Genomic DNA, 13,257 nt, shown 5'->3' with positions numbered 1-13,257 from the left:
GGATGTACGCAATGGCTTTAGCAATTTTCGACCTGGACGAAACCCTGATCGGCGGTGACTGCGCCACCCTGTGGAGCGAGCAGATGGGCCGCCTCGGCTGGGTCGATCCGGTTTCGTTCATGCAGCGCAACGACGAGCTGATGGCCGCTTACAGCGCCGGTGAGCTGGCGATGGAAGACTACATGGCGTTCAGCCTTGAGCCGATGGCAGGTCGCACGCCGGAAGAAATCGATCACCTCGTAGGCCCGTGGGTGGAAGACGTGATCGAGCCGATCATCTACAGCGACGCCTGCAAATGCATTGCCCAGCATCGCGCCAGGGGTGACCGAATTCTGGTGATCTCTGCCTCGGGCGTGCATCTGGTCAAGCCGATTGCCGAACGCCTGGGCATCGACGAAGTGCTGGGTATCGACCTGGACGTGCAACACGGCGTTTACAGCGGTGGCACGGTCGGTGTGATGACCTATCGCGAAGGCAAGATCACCCGCCTGATGGACTGGCTGGATGCCGAAGGGGAAAACCTGGAGGGAGCGAGTTTCTATTCGGATTCGCGCAACGATTTGCCGTTGCTGCTCAAGGTTGACCATCCGAACGTAGTCAATCCGGATCCGGTGCTGCTGGAGCATGCGCAGAAGGCCGGATGGCCAGTGCACAGCTGGACCTGAAGCATTTCAGCCAGGACTCAGCCCGCTGAAGAAACACTGTCCATTGTGAGAGGCACCACCACGTCTTCGACGTAGCGCTGTCGCGCAGCAAACTCAGTGGGAGCGGACTTGTCCGCGAAAAGGCCAGTACATCCGACGAATATTCATCGCCTGAAATACAGTATTCGCGGACAAACGGAACGCCGCCCGGTCCGCTCCCACAAAATCCAGTTTCTTCAGTGGTTTACAGGTTGTTTGATAAGAGGCGGCTTGCCGGCGATGAACGATGACGCGATTTTCCTGACACACCGCGTCGAATGCATCGCCGGCAAGCCGCCTCCCACAGTCAGACGGTTACCAACTCGCGGCCCGTAAAGGCCACGCTCATCACTTCAGACTTTCGTCGATCACCACCACGATCTTGCCGGAGACCTGATTGGTCGCCAGCTCTTCGAACGCGGCTTCTGCGTCGTTGATCGAAAAGGTTTTGGCCAGTTGCGGTTTCAGGCGACCTTCTGTGAACAGCGGCCAGACGAACTGACCCAGATCACGCAGCAGATCGGCCTTGAACGTTTCATCACGGCTGCGCAGGGTCGAACCCATCAAATGAATACGCTTGCCCAGCATATGCGCCAGATCCACCTGTGCTTCGCGCCCGCCCATCGTGCCGATCAGCACCCAGCGGCTGTCCAGCCCCAGCAGCTTGACGTTCAGCTCAGCGTAGTTGCCGCCGACCGGATCGAGGATGACGTCGAACGGTGCAAAATCGTTCAAAGCCTCCAGACTTTCGCTGCGCACCACGCCGCCCTGCGCACCCAATTCGACGCAGTACGCCAGCCGCTCAGCCGATCCGACACTGACCCAGACCGGGCTGCCGAACGCCTTGCAAAGCTGAATACCGGCTGAACCAACGCCACTTGCGCCCGCGTGCAGCAGCACCTTTTCGCCAGGCTTGAGACCCGCGAGCTGAAACAGGTTCAGCCAGGCTGTGGCGTAAACCTCGGGGATCGCGGCGGCTTCGTGCAGCGACAGGCCTTCCGGCACCGGCAACACATGACGCGCATCCACCACCACTTCTTCGGCCATCGCCCCGCCCGCCAACAGCGCGCAGACGCGGTCTCCGACCAGCCAGGACGTACCCGGACCGACTTCGGCAATGACGCCGGAGCACTCCAGCCCCAGCACGGTGGTAACACCCGGCGGCGGCGGATATTTGCCCGCGCGCTGCAGCAGATCGGCCCGATTCAAACCCGCCGCAGCGACTTTGATGCGAACCTGCCCCACATCGAGAGCCGGACTTGGCTCTTCGACCCATTCCACATGTCCTTCCACGCCTTGCAATGCCTTCACAGTGCCTCCATAGTGAGTCCAGACTGAGCCCGTGGCTGTTTGCCCGGGCTTTTGCATTATGCGGCCGGGTTCAAAGGAACCGGCGACCTCAAAGACGGCCTAATATGCGTTATCAATTGTCCTCGCGTCGAATCAGCATGAAGCAACTATTCCCTAGCACCGCCCTCGCCCTGTTTGTCGGCCTCAGCGTTCTGCCGATGTCAGCCAGCACTTTCGCCGCCAACAGCTGGGATAATCTTCAGCCGGACCGCGACGAAGTGGTCGCCAGCCTGAACGTGGTCGAGCTGCTCAAGCGGCACCACTACAGCAAGCCACCACTGGACGACAAACGTTCAGCGATCATCTACCAGAGCTACATCAAGCAACTGGATCCGTCGCGCAGCTATTTCATGGCCAGCGATATTGCCGAATTCGACAAATGGCAGTTCCAGTTCGACGACTTCCTTAAGAGTGGCGACCTGAACCCGGGGTTCACTATTTACAAACGCTATCTGGACCGCATCAAGGCGCGTCTGGACTTTGCGCTTGCAGAACTGGCCAAGGGTGTCGACAAGATCGACCTCACCACCAAGGAAACCCTGCTGGTGGACCGCAAGGACGCCGCATGGCCCAAGGACACCGCCGAACTCGACGATCTGTGGCGCAAACGCGTCAAGGATGAGGTTCTGCGTCTGAAGATTGCAGGCAAGGACCCGGCGAAAATCCAGGAAACCCTGACCAAGCGTTACAAGAATCAGCTGGCACGTCTGGGCCAGACCCGCGCCGAAGATGTGTTCCAGGCGTACATCAACACCTTCGCCATGTCCTACGATCCGCACACCAACTACCTGTCGCCCGACAGCGCGGAAAACTTCGACATCAACATGAGCCTGTCGCTGGAAGGCATCGGTGCCGTGTTGCAGAGCGACAACGACAACGTGAAGATCGTGCGTCTGGTACCGGCAGGCCCTGCGGCCAAGACCAAGCAGGTCGCTCCGGCCGACAAGATCGTTTCGGTCGCTCAGGGCGACAAGGAAATGGTCGACGTCATCGGCTGGCGTCTGGATGAAGTGGTCAAGCTGATCCGTGGTCCGAAAGGCTCCGTGGTCCGCCTGGAAATCATTCCGGCCAGCAATGCGCCGAACGACCAGACCACCAAGATCGTAGCCATCACCCGTGAAGCGGTGAAGCTTGAAGAGCAGGCGGCGAAGAAGTCGATCCTGCACATCAAGCAGGATGGCAAGGATTACAAACTGGGCGTTATCGACATTCCAGCCTTCTACCTGGACTTCAAGGCCTACCGTGCCGGTGATCCGGAGTACAAGAGCACCACCCGTGACGTGAAGAAACTGCTGACCGAGCTGCAGGCCGAGAAGGTCGATGGCGTGGTGCTGGATCTGCGCAATAACGGCGGTGGTTCGCTGCAGGAAGCCACCGAGCTGACCAGCCTGTTCATCGACCGCGGCCCGACCGTGCTGGTGCGCAACGCGGACGGCAAGGTCGATGTGCTGGAAGACGAAGCCAAGGGCGCGTTCTACAAAGGTCCGATGGCGCTGCTGGTCAACCGCCTGTCTGCGTCGGCGTCGGAAATTTTCGCGGGCGCCATGCAGGACTACCATCGCGCACTGGTGATTGGTGGACAGACCTTCGGCAAGGGCACCGTGCAGACCATTCAGCCGCTGAACCATGGCGAGCTGAAACTGACCCTGGCCAAGTTCTACCGGGTTTCCGGACAGAGCACACAGCATCAGGGCGTCGTGCCGGACATCACCTATCCGTCGCTGATCGACACCAAGGAAATCGGCGAGAGCGCACTGCCTGAAGCCATGCCTTGGGACAGCATCAAACCGGCGATCAAGCCTGCCATCGACCCCTTCAAGCCGTTCCTGGCGCAACTTCAGGCACGTCATGAATCGCGCTCCGCCAAGGATGCCGAGTTCGTGTTCATCGAGGATCGTCTGGCCCTGGCCAAGAAACTCATGAGCGAGAAGACCGTCAGCCTCAACGAAGCCGACCGCCGTGCCGAGCATGCTTCCATCGAGAGCAAGCAGCTTGCGCTGGAAAACACTCGCCGCAAGGCCAAGGGTGAAGAGCCGCTCAAGGAACTGAAGAAAGAAGACGAAGACGCGCTGCCGGTGGAAGACGAGAAGACCAAGCCGGAAGACGATGCTTACCTGTCTGAAACCGGTCGCATTCTGATCGATTACCTCGGTCTGAGCGCTTCGGTTGCCAAGAAGTAAGCCGCAGATGACGGTTGATGGCCAATTAGCAGCAACGGTCATCAAACAGTCATGAATCTGTCGTGAAATGACGGGCTGAACGCTAGGGCGTTCAGCCCTTTTTATTGCCATCGAGACCATCATGACTGTAACTGAACAGCTGGGCGCACTGAGTTCCATTCTGGCTCGTGGCGACTTGCACAGCCTGTTTCAGCCAATTGTCTCGCTCTCGGAGCGCAGCATTCTGGGTTACGAGGCGTTGACCCGAGGCCCGTCCAACAGCCCGCTGCATTCGCCTCTGAATCTCTTCGCGGTTGCCCGCCAGGCCGGTCGTCTGAGTGAGCTGGAACTGACCTGCCGCGAAAGCGCCTGTCGTCGGTTCAGCCAGCAGCAGTTGCCCGGCAAGCTGTTCCTCAACGTGTCGCCAGAATCGCTGCTTGAAGCCTCGCACCCGCCGGGCCGCACGCTTGAAATGCTGCGTCGCTACAACATCGCACCCAAGAACGTGGTGATCGAATTGACCGAGCAGATGCCGACCGACGATTTCGATCTGCTCTACAACGCACTGCATCATTATCGGGACATGGGGTTTTCCATCGCACTGGACGATCTGGGCGCGGGCTATTCCAGTCTGCGGCTGTGGTCAGAGCTGCGCCCGGATTACGTGAAGATCGACCGGCACTTCATCGACGGCATTCACCAGGACGCCGTGAAGCGCGAGTTTGTCGGCTCCATGCTGCAAATGGCCAGAGCGTCCAGAGCCATCGTGATCGCCGAAGGCATCGAGCTGCCCGAAGAACTCGCGGCCCTGACCGACATGGGCGTGGATCTGGTGCAGGGCTACCTGCTGGCACGTCCTCAGGAACGCCCGTCACGCGACACCCGCGCCATGCTGCCCAAGGCAGAAGCACCGCCACCGGCACTGAACGAGGACGCGGCCGACCTCTCTGCCCTGCTCAGTCCACAGCCTTCAGTGAGTCAGTCGACCCCGACGGCTGATGTACTGGAAGCCTTTCGCAAGCAGGCCAACCTCAACTCACTGGCTGTGCTGGACGACGATGCAAGACCTTGCGGTATCGTCCATCGCCATTCGCTCTCAGAAGCCCTGCTGAAGCCGTTTGGCACCGAGCTGTTCGCCCGAAAGCCGATCAGCCGTTTGATGAGCGATGATTTTCTGGCCGTGGAAGTCAGCCAGTCGCTGCAGCAGGTCAGCCGCCTGCTTACCAGTCGGGCGCGGCAGCGCATCGAAGAGGATTTCATCATCACCCTCAACGGCGCTTATCTGGGGCTGGGCCGGGTAATCGACGTGCTCAAGTTGATCACCGAGATGAAGATCCAGCAGGCGCGCTACGCCAACCCACTGACCCTGCTGCCGGGCAACGTGCCGATTCAGCAGTGCCTGACACGCCTGTTGCAGCAAGGTCGCGAGTCGATGATCTGTTACGTGGACATCGACAGCTTCAAGCCCTTCAACGACATCTATGGCTATGCACGCGGTGATGAAGTGCTGCTGTGTCTGGCGCAATGCCTCAATGACCGGGTGGATCCGAGCAGGGACTTCGTCGGCCATATCGGCGGAGATGATTTTCTGATGGTGCTGGGTTTCGAGGACTGGGAAAGGCGCCTGAACAACCTACTTGAGGATTTCCAGAACCAGTGCCGCCGCTTCTACCGGGCCGAACACCTGGAAGCCGGCTGCTTCGTCGCACTCAACCGGCAGGGACAGCGTCAGGAGTTTGCGCTGCTGTCACTGTCGATTGGAGTGGTGCATCTGCGGGAAGAGAGCTGCGCTCAGATCAACGCCAGCCAACTGGCCGACCTGGCCTCGCAGGCCAAGCACTTCGCCAAGGACGTGGCGGGCGCCAGCATTCATGTCATCGACTCGTCGCGACTGGATCTGCTGGTGGATGCGTGAGGTATTAAGAGGCGCGCGGAGAGCGTCGTCACATTTGGCACAGGCTAGAAGTCCGATAAGCCCTGCGCTTGAAAGCTGCCAATCAAACGCTTCCCGCCTGCACTTCCACTTCCGGATAGCTGTACTCGAATACCCGTACTACTTCGGCGGCGTGCCATGACGCGGCAGCCACGCCGTCGGACGGGCCGGAGAAGCGGCCCAGTCGTTCGACACATTCGAAGAAGCCGGGACGTGGCAGGCGGCTTGCGCCCTGGCTGATCACCAGTGAACTGCGCAGTGGCTGTTCGGCACGGGCATCCATGGCGGCCAGATGCTCGAGCGCTGCGGTCAGTGTCTGCATGGCCGGACTCGGGAACTGCAAACGCTCCAGCAAGGCACGGTAGGTCACCAGATGCCGCTGACGGCGAGCATGGTTCAGCTCGTTCAGCAATCCGTCCCAATGCTGACGACTGATGCGCACGCTCATGACTCACCCCGCCAGCCCGGCACGCCCAGCTCCCATGCAAGGCTGCGCTTGATGGCCGCGTCGGGTTCACGCGTGCCGTTTTCGATCAATTCCAGGTATGAAGGGCTGATACCGACCGCGCGTGCCAGCGTGGCGACTTCCAGGCCCTTGGCAGTGCGCAACGCACCCAACTGGTCGAACGCAGGATGTTCAGCAACTTCAGGTGCTGGCTGAGCAGTCTCGGGGCGGGGCTTTTCGGCAAAGCCAGCGGCTTTGAGCAGCGCCTGATATTGAGCCCAGGGGAGGACTGCGTACTCCGGCTCACCATCACGAGATATCACTTGAAGATCCATAGACTCCCCTTGCAGGAAAACACCACATGTTGGAAAGACCTGCTTCCATAGAGTGGCATCTTAACAGCGGAACGCTACGGCCGGCTCAAACGCTTCACTCGATGCGTTTCTCTTTCTCCAGCAATGCCTGGGTTTCGGGCAGCCGCTCGACCACCACCAGTTTTTCAGGTGGCTGCTGATCACGCCAGGCGCGGAACGCGTCGAGTTCGTCGGTCAGGTGCTTCATCACCCAGGCCAGCACGGCGATGTCGTCGAACATCCCCAGCCCCGGAATCCAGTCGGGTATCGCATCCAGTGGACTGAGGAAGTACATCAGGCCCGCCACGATGGACAGAATGGCCTTGGGGCTGATGTCACGGTACTCACCGCGCCAGTAAGCCAGGCACAGGCTCTGGAGAAGGCGCAGGTCATCCTTGAGCTTGCCCAGACGACTGCCTTCACTGTTGCCCTTGCGCGCCACGGCGAACAGCAGCCCCGGCAATCGCCCGGCCGCGAGAAGCCGGCGCGCTCCTGGCAGGTAACGGATCAGGTTCCACGGTGCTTTCATGTTCACTCCCGCTCAGAAAAGGTGACGGTGCACATCGGTTCGATAACCTGCCGGTGGGGATGCCACAAGGTTATCCACATTTGTTGTGGATAACCTTGTGAACAGCCGCCCTTTTTCACCTTGAAGTCCCCGTTTTCAGGGGCTTTGGGTTAGATCGGGCGTTTTTTACTCACATAAAAAAACCCACGAATTCGTTGACTTGGGAACACTGTTGAGGCTAGCCCATCAGGCAAAACGGACTGTCAGACAATATTCCTCTCACGATCATGATAGTGGGACTGTAAGCGCCGCCAAGCGTTCGGCAAATAACCCACACACAAAAACGCCCTGTCGAGACAGGGCGTTTTCAGTAGCCAGGTGTTGCGTTACTTCTTGGCGGGAGCAGCCGGTTTGGCCGGAGCCGCCTCTTCTTCATCTGCATCAGGCGCCTGAGCAGCTGCCGGATCCTTGATGCCCAGCAGTTCCAGGTCGAAGACCAGAACCGAGTTGGCAGGGATCAGCGGGCTCGGGCTCTGCGCACCGTAAGCCAGGTCGCTAGGGATGAAGAGTTTGATCTTCTCGCCTACGTGCATCAGTTGCAGGCCTTCAACCCAACCCGGGATCACACCGCCAACCGGCAGATCGATCGGGCTGCCGCGCTCGACGGAGCTGTCGAACACCTTGCCGTCAGTCAGCTTGCCTTCGTAATGAACGGTCACGACATCAGTCGGCTTGGGCTGAGCGCCATCACCCTTCTTGATGATCTGATACTGCAGACCCGAAGCGGTGGTGACGACACCTTCTTTCTTGCCGTTTTCTTCGAGGAATTTCTTGCCGGCCGCTGCCGACTCTTCACTCATCTTGGCCATACGCTCTTCGGCACGCTTCTGCAGCGCGGCGAAAGCTTCAACCAGTTCTTCGTCTTTCAGTTTCTGATCTTTCTTGCCGACAGCGTCTTCGATACCCAGGGCCACAGCCTTGGAATCCAGATCATCCATGCCTTCCTGAGCCAGGCTTTTGCCCATGTTCAGACCTATGCCATAAGACGCTTTTTGTGCCGGAGTTTTCAGCTCGACAGTGCTGGCTTGCTTGTCACAACCTGCGAGTACCAGACCGACCAGGGCAATCGCCGCTGCCAACCGATGCTGTTTCATGCTAATTCCTTGTTCATGCGCCAAAAGGGCAAACGAGTAAAGCCGCGAGCTTATCAGGCCGCCGCGATCAATGGCTACCGGCATCAGAGAGACAAAAGGCCGATAAGTTCAGGTATCCAAAGGTTTTACCGGTTTGACACCTGAGCGTTCAGTTGCAGTTCAGCTCTGGAATCTTGTGCATACCCGCTCATCGTTATACACAAGTCAGCCTCAACACTGATCGTGCCCATCGCTCCGCGTGGGCATGCCGCCCGTGACGCTCCGCGTCACACATGGCACAGATTGAGGATTCAGTGAGCCGAGCGCATGAAGTGGATAACGCTCAAGCTTGGGCGCGCATCAGCGCCACATTCAAGAGCGGACGCGGAGCGTCCTGAGAGGCATTCCCACGCAGAGCGATGAGTGCATACCCGCCGGGGTCGATGCAGATCGCGACGGGCTCGATGCGCGGTGCTGGAACGCCGGGTTCATCAACGGGGCTCGCAGTCGCTTCCAATCGGCATCCCGACAACCGCTTGATATGAAAAGCGACATGAAATTAAAGATAATTTTTAACTTTACTGCGATGTGGTTCGATTCTCTGCGCGGGGCATCACTGCCCTGAACTGCCACGGCCATCGATCGACGCCCGAGGCTTCATGCAGTTTTCAGCTATCAGGTAGGCCCTATGCAACATCAGCAATGCTCGACTTCCAAGGCCCCGGCTCGCTTATCTCGCAAACCCACATGCCAGTGGGCCGTTCTCGCTGCAGCGATCCTGCTGCCTATGAGTAGCGGAGCATTTGCCACCGCATCACCTGCACCGCCAGCGCAAGGCATCAAGGCCTTCAGGTTATGCACAGGTCCCGACAACCTGTCGCACGTTATCCAGGGAACGCTGGATCAGAGCGCAGTGGCGGATGTGAGCGCACTCAACTTCAAGGAAACACCGGCGCATGCAACCTATGACTGGCATCCAGCGCCACAGGAGCAGTACGTGATCACGCTGTCGGGCACGCTGGAGTTTTCCACCACTGGTGGTGAAAACTTCGTACTGCACCCCGGCGAAGTCTTGCTCGCACAGGACACCACGGGACTTGGCCATCGCTGGAAGCTCATTGACGATCAGCCATGACGCCGCGCTTATATCCTTACAAAATCGAATGCCGCGAAAGCGTTCATTGCAAAACCAGGCAGCTATGACAAGGGAGGGTGTCAGGCCTGAGTTGATCGTTGCGCGGCCGGCATGGGCTCGGACATCTCGATCAGGTTCAGATCGGTGATGAAACCGTCAGATGATCCCGAGCTTGCGCCACTGCGCCCGGGTATCGGCGTCAATGCCGTGCGCTTCCAGTACCGTATCCGTGTGTTCGCCAAGGGTCGGAGCCGCCGAGCGAACCTGGCCCGGCGTGTCCTGCAGTTTGGGCAGAATGCCCGGCAGCGTTACAGGTGTGCCGTCGTCCAGGGTGCTTTGCAACAGCATGTCCCGCGCCAGATAGTGGGGGTCGCTGGCGATGTCGGCGGCGTCGTAGATCTTGCCTGCCGGGATCCGCGCCTCATTCAAGGCATTGAGCACTTCGTCCAGCGAACGCTCGGCGGTCCATGTCGAGATCGCTGCATCGATCCGCGCCACATGCCGCACCCGACCATCGTTATGGGCAAGGTCGGGGTCATTGGCGAGGTCCATGCGGCCAATCTTTTCCATCAGCCTTCTATAGATGCTGTCGCCGTTGCCTGCCACGAGCGCGTATTTGCCGTCATTGCAGCGATAGGCATTGGTGGGGGCGATGCCCGGCATGCTGCTGCCAGCAGGCTCGCGAACGACGTTGAACACTGAATATTCGGGAATCAGGCTTTCCATCATGTTGAACACCGACTCGTACAGCGCAACGTCGATCTGCTGCCCTGCCCCGCCATTCTGATCGCGGTGACGTAGCGCGAGCAGAATACCGATCACCCCGTGCAGCGCCGACAGAGAATCGCCGATCGACACACCGACCCGAACCGGCGTACGCCCTGCTTCGCCCGATAGATGCCGCAGGCCGCCCATGGCTTCGCCTATCACCCCGAATCCCGGTCGGTCACGGTAGGGTCCGGTCTGCCCGTAACCGGAAACCCTTAGCATGATCAGTCGTGGATTGAGCGTGTGCAGTTCTTCCCAGCTCAGCCCCCAGCTTTCCAGCGTGCCAGGCCGGAAGTTTTCGATGAGTACGTCGGCATCGCGAATCAGACGGCGAACCGCTTCCTGCGCCTGCGGCTGACGCAGATCGAGGGTGACCGACTTCTTGTTACGTGACTGCACCGCCCACCACACTGACGTGCCGTTGTGCAGCAAACGCCATTTACGCAGCGGGTCGCCTGTCAGCGGCGGCTCGACCTTGATAACCTCCGCGCCGAACTCGCCGAGGATTTTCGCAGCAAACGGCCCGGCGATCAGTTGCCCCAGTTCTACGACCTTGATGCCCTGAAGAGGTAAGTTCATGACGCTTCCACTCTGGTTCGAGAACACCGGATGATCCGCGCAAATGCAAGGAATGAAAAGTCACTGATCAACAGCAGGCAAAAAGCCCCGCGATGGCGGGGCTCCTGTTACGCGCTTGACTTACTGAGTGCAGGCCAGTTGAAAACTCATGGCCGAATCACCGGCAGGTTCATTCTTGCCCACCATAAGGCCCAGTACATTGACCTTTTCAGTTGTCGCCGCGCCGCCCAACTTGGCGTGACCGTATAACAGACGATCATAGTCGGAGGTATCAATCGAAGACACCGAGCAGAAACCAGGTGCCTGTTTGAACAGCCCTTCCGCGAACAGAACTTCATAAGTTGCGAAGTAATCTTTCTGATTGGTCAGCTTCACCGCCTTGATCCATGCAGAAGATTGCGCTACGACGCGACCTTGTTGATCAATGGTCGCCGTATGCAGCGCTGGAGAGGCCATGACACCGGCAGAAACCGCCATGGCGCACGAGACCAGTAGTCCTTTGATACAGTTATTCATATAAATCCCTTTATAGTTTCCAACGACATAAAATGTATTTTTTACGAACCGATTATTTCCTATAAGACAATCGATCCATACTCAGTGCCAGCCCTTGAAAGCGCCAGCCAACGCAATGCAGCTAATACCAGAGAAATGCGAAAATCAAGCTTAATACAGGCGCTTTAACTTATAACCAACCAATTACAAAACACCCGGACAATTCGTACAACACTCAGAATCGATAACTGACAGGATCGATAAACTTTAACCTGCATAAGAAAACCGTATTGATGAGGTCATTGATATCAGGAATTTCATCAAGACATGTCTATCTGCCATCGACAAACCTGCTATCTTCGCGGCGCGAATAACGGTTCCCGTCATGTCCTCGTCATTAACCGCCGGTAGGGTCTGCGCAAAATTGGAACCTTCCCATTCCAGCCTTTACCGAACGCACTGATGGAAACTCCTACGTGACAAACGTAAAACTGCTGCGCCGCGCGTTCCTGCTTCAAGCCTGTGCCATGACCACCGGTGTCGCACTTGCCGCTTCGCCTGCGTCGCCCCTGCTTACAATGCCGCAGCACAAGGGCACCAGGCCCTCTGACGTCAATCGCAAATTCTTCGAGAACGGCAAGGCGCGGCCGTTCGCCGGGAACACGATCATCAGTCAGATTCCGTTGCGAACACCACTGAGCGACGCGCTCACCACTGTCAGGAATACACTGGCCGCTCAAGAGTTCAGTCAGTGCCTGAGCCTGCTGCCGCCCTCCAGCTACCACATGACGGTCTTCGAAGGCGTGATCGACGAACAGCGCAAACCGCCGTTCTGGCCCGTTGAGGTCGCCAAAGACGCCAGTGTTCAAGCCTGCACGGATTACTTCACCGAACGCTTGATTGACTTCGATCTCGACGATGAATTCGAGCTGCGGATGCAGGTAGACGACTTCAATGTTCACAAGGACAGCGGCGCCACGATTCGGCTTGTTCCGGCCAGCGTGCAGGAAAACAAGAAGCTCCGGGACCTGCGTGATCGCCTGGCTCAGCGCCTGGGTATCCGCGCACCGGATCATGATCAGTACGGGTTTCACATCTCATTGGGCTATCTGGTGAAGTGGATGACCGACGCACAAACCCTTGAGTATGCAGCCGTTCAGCAGAAATGCCTGACGTTCCTGCGCGAGACCCTCGAGGTGTTCGCGCTGGATGCACCCAGATTCTGCACCTTCAACGACATGCTGACGTTCGATGACAAGTTCGCCATTGGCAAGCAGCCTGAAACGATTTGACCACGCTGATTCGAACAGACACCGCATCGCTTTCAGCAAATTCCGTGATCCGCCGCAGCACAGCGCGTTGATTCATCGCAGTTCTGGAGACTTGAAGGAGGGAGATAGTAGAAAGACAGAAAGCAGAAAGCCCGCACAAGGCGGGCTTTCTTTTTGCTTCAAGGAGTTCAAGGGCCTTGAAGCTGAATATGGCGCAGCGGACGGGACTCGAACCCGCGACCCCCGGCGTGACAGGCCGGTATTCTAACCGACTGAACTACCGCTGCGCGTAACACTAAGAGAGAGTTTGGTGGGTGATGACGGGATCGAACCGCCGACCCGCTGCTTGTAAGGCAGCTGCTCTCCCAGCTGAGCTAATCACCCTTCACTCTCGGTGTGGCGCGCATTCTACGGAGCGACCTTTACTCTGGCAAGTAATTTTTTA

General features: G+C 58.3%; 11 protein-coding genes, 2 tRNA genes and 1 pseudogene. 5 read left to right on the top strand and 9 right to left on the bottom strand.

Annotated elements, in window-relative coordinates:
* Positions 1-11 precede the first annotated feature (11 nt).
* The gene (locus AC0IXS_RS22420; protein ID WP_004879375.1) at positions 12-665 is read left to right on the top strand and encodes an HAD family hydrolase; all 654 of its coding nucleotides are present in this window, start codon (positions 12-14) and stop codon (positions 663-665) included.
* A 366-nt stretch (positions 666-1,031) separates the two neighbouring features.
* On the opposite strand, the gene AC0IXS_RS22415 is transcribed toward AC0IXS_RS22420, so the two are convergent.
* On the bottom strand, positions 1,032-1,994 hold the full coding sequence (locus tag AC0IXS_RS22415) for an NAD(P)H-quinone oxidoreductase (protein WP_122667598.1): 963 nt from the start codon (positions 1,992-1,994) through the stop codon (positions 1,032-1,034).
* A gap of 137 nt (positions 1,995-2,131) precedes the next feature.
* Here AC0IXS_RS22415 and AC0IXS_RS22410 point away from each other — a divergent pair, with 137 nt between their 5' ends.
* Entirely contained in the window at positions 2,132-4,213 is a 2,082-nt protein-coding gene (locus AC0IXS_RS22410) for a carboxy terminal-processing peptidase (protein WP_174518359.1), read from the top strand.
* A gap of 121 nt (positions 4,214-4,334) precedes the next feature.
* Positions 4,335-6,107 carry a bifunctional diguanylate cyclase/phosphodiesterase gene (locus AC0IXS_RS22405; RefSeq protein WP_057407768.1) on the top strand — a complete coding sequence of 591 codons (1,773 nt, stop codon included), beginning with the start codon at positions 4,335-4,337 and terminating at the stop codon, positions 6,105-6,107.
* 82 nt (positions 6,108-6,189) lie between these two features.
* Here AC0IXS_RS22405 and AC0IXS_RS22400 read toward each other — a convergent pair whose 3' ends face one another.
* From AC0IXS_RS22400 to AC0IXS_RS22385, 4 genes are all read right to left on the bottom strand, one after another.
* Complete coding sequence (locus tag AC0IXS_RS22400; protein ID WP_029241945.1) at positions 6,190-6,573, bottom strand: hypothetical protein; 384 nt, start codon at positions 6,571-6,573, stop codon at positions 6,190-6,192.
* Positions 6,570-6,905, bottom strand: coding sequence for a helix-turn-helix domain-containing protein (locus tag AC0IXS_RS22395; protein ID WP_057407770.1), 336 nt, complete (start codon positions 6,903-6,905; stop codon positions 6,570-6,572). The genes AC0IXS_RS22400 and AC0IXS_RS22395 overlap by 4 nt, the downstream gene beginning before the upstream one ends.
* Positions 6,906-6,999: 94 nt before the next feature.
* Positions 7,000-7,452: a YkvA family protein gene (locus tag AC0IXS_RS22390; RefSeq protein ID WP_004879364.1), complete on the bottom strand. Its 453-nt coding sequence runs from the start codon at positions 7,450-7,452 to the stop codon at positions 7,000-7,002.
* A 365-nt stretch (positions 7,453-7,817) separates the two neighbouring features.
* Positions 7,818-8,585, bottom strand: a complete 768-nt coding sequence (locus AC0IXS_RS22385; RefSeq protein WP_004879361.1) for an FKBP-type peptidyl-prolyl cis-trans isomerase — start codon at positions 8,583-8,585, stop codon at positions 7,818-7,820.
* Between the two features lie 667 nt (positions 8,586-9,252).
* Between AC0IXS_RS22385 and AC0IXS_RS22380 the strand changes: the two are divergent.
* Positions 9,253-9,789 (top strand): annotated as a pseudogene (locus tag AC0IXS_RS22380) (hypothetical protein).
* A 66-nt stretch (positions 9,790-9,855) separates the two neighbouring features.
* Here AC0IXS_RS22380 and AC0IXS_RS22375 read toward each other — a convergent pair.
* Positions 9,856-11,046, bottom strand: a complete 1,191-nt coding sequence (locus tag AC0IXS_RS22375) for a CaiB/BaiF CoA transferase family protein (protein WP_057407773.1) — start codon at positions 11,044-11,046, stop codon at positions 9,856-9,858.
* Between the two features lie 120 nt (positions 11,047-11,166).
* On the bottom strand, positions 11,167-11,523 hold the full coding sequence (locus AC0IXS_RS22370; protein WP_413817170.1) for a hypothetical protein: 357 nt from the start codon (positions 11,521-11,523) through the stop codon (positions 11,167-11,169).
* A gap of 494 nt (positions 11,524-12,017) precedes the next feature.
* Here AC0IXS_RS22370 and AC0IXS_RS22365 point away from each other — a divergent pair, with 494 nt between their 5' ends.
* Complete coding sequence (locus tag AC0IXS_RS22365; RefSeq protein ID WP_122667602.1) at positions 12,018-12,833, top strand: DUF1868 domain-containing protein; 816 nt, start codon at positions 12,018-12,020, stop codon at positions 12,831-12,833.
* Positions 12,834-13,022: 189 nt separating this feature from the next.
* Here AC0IXS_RS22365 and AC0IXS_RS22360 read toward each other — a convergent pair.
* Together AC0IXS_RS22360 and AC0IXS_RS22355 are read right to left on the bottom strand one after the other, a co-directional pair.
* Positions 13,023-13,099 (bottom strand) — tRNA-Asp (locus tag AC0IXS_RS22360).
* A gap of 21 nt (positions 13,100-13,120) precedes the next feature.
* Positions 13,121-13,196 (bottom strand) — tRNA-Val (locus AC0IXS_RS22355).
* Between the last annotated feature and the right edge of the window lie 61 nt (positions 13,197-13,257).

Source organism: Pseudomonas sp. AC016, from assembly GCF_979253365.1.
This window is presented reverse-complemented; position numbering and strand designations above follow the sequence as displayed.